Source organism: Actinophytocola sp., from assembly GCF_045807065.1.
GTDB lineage: Bacteria > Actinomycetota > Actinomycetes > Mycobacteriales > Pseudonocardiaceae > Actinophytocola.
The window spans coordinates 23,626-30,175 of record NZ_JBJMIE010000501.1 but is presented as its reverse complement, the minus strand read 5'-3'; the positions used below and the strand labels follow the sequence as shown (position 1 = coordinate 30,175).

General features: G+C 62.7%; 14 protein-coding genes and 1 pseudogene. 5 read left to right on the top strand and 10 right to left on the bottom strand.

Features of this window, described 5'->3' with window-relative positions; translation table 11 throughout:
* The 8 genes and pseudogenes from ACJ73U_RS29500 to ACJ73U_RS29465 all read right to left on the bottom strand — a co-directional run.
* Nucleotides 1-685, bottom strand: a pseudogene (locus ACJ73U_RS29500) (hypothetical protein); the annotation flags it as partial.
* Nucleotides 682-1,020 (bottom strand): hypothetical protein, encoded by a 339-nt coding sequence (locus ACJ73U_RS29495; protein ID WP_407780994.1) that lies wholly within the window; start codon nt 1,018-1,020, stop codon nt 682-684. The gene ACJ73U_RS29495 and the pseudogene ACJ73U_RS29500, both read right to left, overlap by 4 nt.
* Nucleotides 1,017-1,229 carry a hypothetical protein gene (locus ACJ73U_RS29490; RefSeq protein ID WP_407780993.1) on the bottom strand — a complete coding sequence of 71 codons (213 nt, stop codon included), beginning with the start codon at nt 1,227-1,229 and terminating at the stop codon, nt 1,017-1,019. Before ACJ73U_RS29490 ends, ACJ73U_RS29495 begins: the two co-directional genes overlap by 4 nt.
* On the bottom strand, nt 1,226-1,402 hold the full coding sequence (locus ACJ73U_RS29485) for a hypothetical protein (protein ID WP_407780992.1): 177 nt from the start codon (nt 1,400-1,402) through the stop codon (nt 1,226-1,228). The genes ACJ73U_RS29490 and ACJ73U_RS29485 overlap by 4 nt, the downstream gene beginning before the upstream one ends.
* Nucleotide 1,403: 1 nt before the next feature.
* Nucleotides 1,404-1,778, bottom strand: a complete 375-nt coding sequence (locus tag ACJ73U_RS29480; protein ID WP_407780991.1) for a hypothetical protein — start codon at nt 1,776-1,778, stop codon at nt 1,404-1,406.
* On the bottom strand, nt 1,775-2,269 hold the full coding sequence (locus ACJ73U_RS29475) for a protein kilB (RefSeq protein WP_407780990.1): 495 nt from the start codon (nt 2,267-2,269) through the stop codon (nt 1,775-1,777). The genes ACJ73U_RS29480 and ACJ73U_RS29475 overlap by 4 nt, the downstream gene beginning before the upstream one ends.
* Entirely contained in the window at nt 2,269-2,577 is a 309-nt protein-coding gene (locus ACJ73U_RS29470; protein WP_407780989.1) for a WhiB family transcriptional regulator, read from the bottom strand. Before ACJ73U_RS29470 ends, ACJ73U_RS29475 begins: the two co-directional genes overlap by 1 nt.
* Entirely contained in the window at nt 2,574-2,765 is a 192-nt protein-coding gene (locus tag ACJ73U_RS29465) for a hypothetical protein (protein WP_407780988.1), read from the bottom strand. Before ACJ73U_RS29465 ends, ACJ73U_RS29470 begins: the two co-directional genes overlap by 4 nt.
* Nucleotides 2,766-2,876: 111 nt before the next feature.
* Between ACJ73U_RS29465 and ACJ73U_RS29460 the strand changes: the two genes are divergently transcribed.
* The gene (locus ACJ73U_RS29460; protein ID WP_407780987.1) at nt 2,877-3,632 is read left to right on the top strand and encodes a GntR family transcriptional regulator; all 756 of its coding nucleotides are present in this window, start codon (nt 2,877-2,879) and stop codon (nt 3,630-3,632) included.
* Between the two features lie 59 nt (nt 3,633-3,691).
* Entirely contained in the window at nt 3,692-4,171 is a 480-nt protein-coding gene (locus tag ACJ73U_RS29455) for a GNAT family N-acetyltransferase (RefSeq protein ID WP_407780996.1), read from the top strand.
* A gap of 8 nt (nt 4,172-4,179) precedes the next feature.
* Here ACJ73U_RS29455 and ACJ73U_RS29450 read toward each other — a convergent pair whose 3' ends face one another.
* Entirely contained in the window at nt 4,180-4,377 is a 198-nt protein-coding gene (locus ACJ73U_RS29450) for a hypothetical protein (protein ID WP_407780986.1), read from the bottom strand.
* A 79-nt stretch (nt 4,378-4,456) separates the two neighbouring features.
* Here ACJ73U_RS29450 and ACJ73U_RS29445 point away from each other — a divergent pair, with 79 nt between their 5' ends.
* Entirely contained in the window at nt 4,457-4,720 is a 264-nt protein-coding gene (locus ACJ73U_RS29445) for a GntR family transcriptional regulator (protein ID WP_407780985.1), read from the top strand.
* A gap of 416 nt (nt 4,721-5,136) precedes the next feature.
* Here ACJ73U_RS29445 and ACJ73U_RS29440 read toward each other — a convergent pair whose 3' ends face one another.
* Nucleotides 5,137-5,514: a permease gene (locus tag ACJ73U_RS29440; protein WP_407780984.1), complete on the bottom strand. Its 378-nt coding sequence runs from the start codon at nt 5,512-5,514 to the stop codon at nt 5,137-5,139.
* 60 nt (nt 5,515-5,574) lie between these two features.
* On the opposite strand from ACJ73U_RS29440, the gene ACJ73U_RS29435 reads away from it, so the two are divergent.
* Nucleotides 5,575-5,811, top strand: coding sequence for a hypothetical protein (locus tag ACJ73U_RS29435; protein WP_407780983.1), 237 nt, complete (start codon nt 5,575-5,577; stop codon nt 5,809-5,811).
* Nucleotides 5,812-6,115: 304 nt separating this feature from the next.
* Nucleotides 6,116-6,550, top strand: coding sequence for a hypothetical protein (locus tag ACJ73U_RS29430; protein ID WP_407780982.1), 435 nt, complete (start codon nt 6,116-6,118; stop codon nt 6,548-6,550).

The following is a 6,550-nucleotide window of genomic DNA, read 5'->3' as shown; positions in this document are numbered from 1 at the left end:
TCGCCACCTTGGCCACGGCGCGGCGCTCGATCCGCGCTGCCTCGCGGTCGGCCCTGCCACGGCGGGGTGCGGCGGTCACGAGCTGGTGCGCCATCACACCCGCGACGCTGGCCACGGCCATCACCACACCGGCCGTCACACCGGCACCCAAGGGGCTGCTGGTGGTGCCGTGTAGGAAGTTCAGCCCGGCCGCCACCGTGGCGAACGACCAGACGCCGAGCTGCAATGCCCACACCGGCCGGTCCGCCCCATCCCGCTCGCTGAGGTGGCGGACGACGTGCACGGCGAACGCGAACGCCCACATGCCCAGTTCGGTGATGACCGGCAGGGCGTAGCCGGCCGCCGTGCCGTACACCTCGTGGCCGAACGCGGCCATGGCCGGGACCGCCATCACGGCCGACACCATGGCCAGGGGGTAGATCAGCAGATCCACCATGTGGGCCGTGGCCCACGCGCGCAGGCCCTTCCACCACGCCTTGCGCCGGTCACGCGCTTCGTTCTTCCGCCGCTCGCGGTCGGCGCGGTTCAGGCGCTCCTGCTCCGCCTGCTGCGCGGCCATCGTCTGCGCGGCCTCAACCTGCATACGCGTGCGGATCTGCTCCACCTGTGCGGCGGTCACCGCGTCCTGACGCTTCTGCTCTGCTCGCGCGGCCTCGTTCAACCGCTTCTGCTCCTGCCAGTTCACTGCGCACCCCCAACACGCTTGCCGTCTACGCTGGACGCTTCACCGGAACCTGTTGCGGCGGACTGCTCCACAGTGGCCGGAACCTCTCGTCCAGCCCGGATCGCGGCCTGTTTCCGCAAACGGACCTCGTTCGCGGTCCAGCCGACACCGACCACACCGGACACCAGCCACCACCACGGCGTCACCGACACCGCGAACACGGTCGGCACGGTCACGCCCGTGATCTCGAACAGGTGCCAGCCGACCCAAGACGCCACCCGCGTAGCCCGCTCCGGTACACCCGCGTTGAGGGAGACCGGGTCAGCCTGGCGCGTCACCAGCTCGTTCTTGCTCATCGGATTCCCTCCCCCGCAACACATCCCGGCTCACTGGACACGGCGGCGGTGACCGCGTGGTCTACACGCGACATTGCGCCTGCCAGCACCACGGCCAGCAGAACGACGGGCAGCCGCACCAGGTGCAGCAGCACGAACACCAACAGCGCCAGTACGAACCTGACCAGCGCCCACGTCCCGAACCGGGACAGCACGTCCGTAGCGCTCATCGCCGACCACCCGCACTCCACCGGGCCAGCAGACGCGCGACGCCGCTCAGCGACAACGCCAGCACCAGCGCCGGGACCGTCAGGGTCAGCAACACCCACTGCGGCTCCGGGTAGAGGTGAATCAGCACCCACTGAAGGGCCACGATCACGGCCGTGATCACCAACGTGCGCATCTCAGACCACCCCACCCTGAGCGGCGCGAAGGTCGTCCTTCAACTGGCCGATGACGCCTTCTGCCGCGTCCAGTCGCGAGTTCAGGTCAGCCGTGTGCTCGATGACGATCTCGGCGACCAGCACCGCCAGACGGTCCAGCGAGACCGTGAACCGGCCGTGGTCATCCACGGACAGGAATCGGTGCGACTCCAGGTTGACCCGTTCGAACACCCACGTGACCAGTGGGCCGTTCGACCCTGTGCGCGGGTTCGGGCTGTTGCCTACCATCAGGGTCTCTCCACTTCCTTGCAGGTGGTTGGGAGCCCCGACCTGGTGGGTTTTCTTGGCGGAAGGGTCGCCAGGTCGGGTGAACTCGAAGTTGGGCAGGGTGGTCATGTCGCCACCTCCAGCACGCCACCGACAGCGGCGAACAGTTCGGCAGCCGCCTCCTCCAGGCGGTCACTGGCGTTCAGCGCCTCCTGGCGAAGGGTTTCGAGCGTGGCGTGGTCAGGGGCGTTGCGCATCACGTACGTGGCCTGCGTGGCCTGCCGTGCCGGACCAGCCAGGGCGGGGATGAGGATGCGGATCGTCGTCAACGGCGCGGTCAAGGCCGACCGGGTGACGTGGCTGGCCTCAAGAGCGCCGGCCACCACTGCCGAGTCCGCGTGGGACAGCTGCAGGTCTTCCAGCACCCACATCGCGCGACGATGATCCGCCAGCGCCGACACCAGCGCCGTGACCGCAGCCAACGCCTCGGAACGGCGCGCGTCCCACCGCGTCTCGCGACGCTCGCTACGCGCCACCCGCGCTTGCGCCATGCCCGTCAGCAGACAGCCGGACAGCGTGGCTACCAGCGTGCCGACCATCGTGATCAGGTTGTCCCACATCAGGCCACCCACCGATCCGCCGTGGCGGCTTCGGTGCGGATCTGCTGGCGCTCATGAGCGCTCAGGCCGCCCCACACGCCGAACCGTTGGCCGGTCTCCAGGGCGTAGGCACGGCACTCAGCAAGCACCGGGCACACCGCGCACACCGCCTTGGCTGGCGCCACAGAACCGTGCTCGTCCGGGTAGAACGCCTCCGGATCGGTCTGCGCACACAGGGCGTCTCGCATCCACTCGGTGGCCTGTGCGTCGATGCCCAGGAGTTCACTCAGTGACGTTGCGCGGACAGCGGTTCGGTGGTTGGTGATCACGCTGCATCACCCACAACAGTCGATCGCAGCAGACGCGCCACGTCTCGGTGACGCGCACGTCGCGCCGCGCGAGCGAACGCCGCTGGGTCCAGCGCCGGCCCCAGGACCTTCCCGGCCTGGTACGCGTCCATCGCGTCCTCAAGAGCTGAAGCCAACAGCTCCAGGTCGGACATCTCGTCCGCTTCCATCTCGCCTCCAGTCGGTCTAGATGATGTACCTGTTACAACAAGTGCAAGCACATGTTGCAACAGGTATGCTTGGTCTGTCAACAACCCAGTTCCGAGAGGAGCCGATGTCAGGTGTCTACCCTCACCGACAAGGTGGCCGATGACCTGCGAGAACAGATTCAGGCTGGAGCCCTGAAGCCCAACGACCTGTTGCCCTCGGAGGCGCAGTTGGGCAACCGGTACGACGTCAGCAGGGTCACGGTGCGCCGCGCGCTTGATCGACTTCAGCAAGAGGGGTTGATCGCGTCACAACCGGGCAAAGGTCGCGTCGTTCGCGAACATCGACCGATGGTCTACCGGCCACAGCAGGAGAACGAACCGCGCATCTCCACAACTATGGACCGTTTCATGTCCTTTCTTTCAAAGGAGGGTCGGAAGCCGTCGCAGACGATTGAAGTAGCCGTGGAGGAAGCAAACGAGTTTGTGGCAAAGCGGTTCGGTGTCGAAGTCGGGACACCGGTTGTCGCCCGGAAGCGGGTCAGAAGCGTTGACGGCGAACCGTTCAACATCAATGACACCTACTACCTGCATGACCTGGTGAAGGACACGCCGATCATGAGCCCAGCGGATATTCCGCGCGGCTCCAATCGTCTCGTTGAGGACATGATCGGCGACGAAGTACGCGCTATCGATGAGTTCTACATTCGGATGCCGACCCCGAAGGAAGCTCAGCGTCTTGGCTTGAATCAAGGTACTCCCGTGGCAGTACACTACGTGACCGGCTACACGGCCGATGACCGCGTGGTCCGTGTCGACATCTTCGTGCTGCCAGGAGATCGGCACGTAATCCTCTACGAACGGATCCATCCGAAGGGAATCAACGAGTGACCGCACCTGTTGCACTACGAAAAGCACGAACCGCAGATGACATAGCCGTCGTAGCCGAGATGTGGAAGAGATCGGCCGATTGGCTGCGGAATCGTGGTTCGGATCAGTGGCAATACCCAGTAAAAATGTACAACATTGAAGCGGCCGTTGAAGCTGGAAATTGCTGGCTGGCACAGCGGGACGATTCAATAATCGGGACAATCACTGTCGACGCCGACGCTGATCCTCAATTGTGGCCACCGGAAGACCAACCAGATGACGCGTTGTACGTTCATCGAATGGTCATAGAGGAGTCGGGTCGCGGTGAAGAACTCGGATCAGCAATGCTTGACTGGGTGGGGGGGCGGGCAACTGATTGTGGTCGCCACTGGATTCGGCTGGACGCTTGGCGTTCCAACACCGCATTGCACAGGTACTACCTAGCACGCGGCTTTGAACTGGTGCGCATCGTCGCCGATCCGAGCGGTTCAGGAGCCTGCTTCCAGAGGCCCGCGAACGTTCGACTGGGGAGAGGCCCATGTATCACGACAATCCCCTGAAGTACCGCCTAGCTCCAGCGGCGATGACTGATCGCTACGTGGACGGCCATGACGTCGGCGGCCCACTCCTCGCCGAACCGGTCGCGGGGCACACGGGCACAGTCGAAGCCGTTCAACGGACACACAAGCCACGCTTCGTCCTCGAAGTGGACACTCGGCGGGTCATGTGTAAGAGCAACCCACGATGGCGGGACCTGCTTGGTCATGTACGGCAGTGTACGTCTATAGACGTCTATATACGAAGAGGATCGTATGTGCAGGTAGGAGGGTGTCTACTGTGGCCGTATGGCATGGGGTAACCGAGCTGACCGGATTGACCATGAGGGACCTCGGTTCGTCTGGCAGCAGATCGCCGACGACATCGCGGCGGACATCGACAGCGGTGCGCTTCCTGCCAACAGTCGGCTGCCGTCCGAACAGGCTCTTGGCGACGAGGTGTACGGCGTTGCTCGGGCTACGGTCCGTCGTGCCATCGCGAGCCTGGTCGAACAGGGCTTGGTGGTCGTGGTTCATGGCCGTGGCACGTTCGTGACGGCAGAGCCGCGTTGAGTAGTTGATCTACTCGTCCCCGCGCGCAGCGGGAGAGCGCTGGGTGTCGGTAACTGCGGTAACCTCGGTAACTTCGCTGGTAGAGCGGTTACCGATGGTTCCGCGGTTACCGATGGATCGGTAACCTGATCTTGGTTGGCGTGGCATGCGCCGGATGTGTCGTGAAGTATGGCGCAGATTGGTCTAGCCGCTTGCGCGGCTCTCCCGGCATGGGAAGGACGCGCAAGATAGGGATTGGTCTAGGCGTGACGTAGCGCTTCAAGATCAGGTTACCGATAGGGGTGTGCTAGTTACCGATACGGTTACTGATCAACATGTGGTGTGACCTGCATGGTTACCGCAGTTGCCGCAGTTACCGACGGTGTCGGCCGTACCTGGATGGATGCCGGACGTGACACCGACGCGGGAGGATTGGTCTACGGGGACTGGTCGTCCTGTTGTCCACCTTGGCCGATGAGTGTGTTCAGCAAGTTGACGATCTGCTGCTGACCAGCGGCCGTGGCGTCGAGCTTGCCGCGCATCTCGGCGAACCCTTGTTGCGTCTCGCTGAACCCCTGCTGCATCTGGCTGCGGAGGTCGTTCAGGTCCTCGCGTGTCGCATTGAAGCTGGACGTGGTGGCCTGGCGGAAGTCCCGGATCTCTCCGCGGATCTCAGCGACGTCACGGTCAGCTCCTCCGGCCAGCACCCGCGCTGCTGCCGCGTCCTGCTCACTGTGGCGAACACGATCAGCGAGCTGCCGGACCTCGGTCTCCAGTGCAGCCACACGAGCTTCTAGATCGTCAGGCTGAGTCATGCCACCAGCGTACCGAGCGCCCTCTCCCGAACAGCTCGTGATCTCGGTTGGCGGAGTAGGTTGCCGCTCAAGATGCGACGCTATGGTGTCAGTTGCAGTGATGCCAGAGTTCCAATGACGAAAGGGCACCTTATGGTCAACCACGATCTGACGACTGCGTTGCTTCTAGAGAAGCTGCTGAAGGAACAGCAGAAAACCAACACCTTGCTCACCCACATCACGAATAACTCTGCAGCCACCGTGGAGTTGCTCAACCAGCTGACGGCTAATCCGAAGAACAGTCCCGGCAAGGCGTAGGACTTCGGTTCCAACGCAGCCACACGAGCTTCCATGTCCAGCAGGCCGAGCCATGCCTGTCAGGGTGCCGCCCCCCTCGTGATCTCCGCGAAGGCAGATAGGGCGCTGAGCCGGCCGCAGGCGCGACAGCACGACCCTGCCAGTGTGGATGGGCTGGACCCCGACAGACCGATGACTGCGTGTCGCAGCAGATGAGCATGTGTTGCTGGATCTCCGCCTAATGGGACCTGAAGGTTAGGCCGATGGCATCCTTTTATAGAGGATATGTCAGAAGGGTGTGCCAATGTACGTATCGGTCGTGTCCATGGCTATCTCCATCCTTGCTCTTGGTGTAAGCATTTTTACGCTGCGGGAGCGAAGGGTTCTCGATCGACGGGATCTCTTCTTGAAAATGCACGAACGTTTGTTAGATCAAGATGTTATGCGCGGGCGTCGAATACTAACCCGCGAAGTGCACTCACTTTTCGACGTTCGTCAGCTCTACATCGAGCGACACAATGACTACGAAATCGTGAGCCGCGCACTGTCAATGTTAGATTTTGCCGCCCTATATGTGAAACAAGGATATATCGAAAAGAATTTGTTTATCGACGAGTGGGGTGTGGTGTACGTCGAGTTGCGGAAACACTTTCTGTTACTGGTAGAGGAGAAGGCTAAGGACGACCCGTCGTACATGTGGTCTTGGCGTCACTTCAAAACTCTGGCCGACGAGGCTTCCCTTCGCTTGGCGACCCCTTGA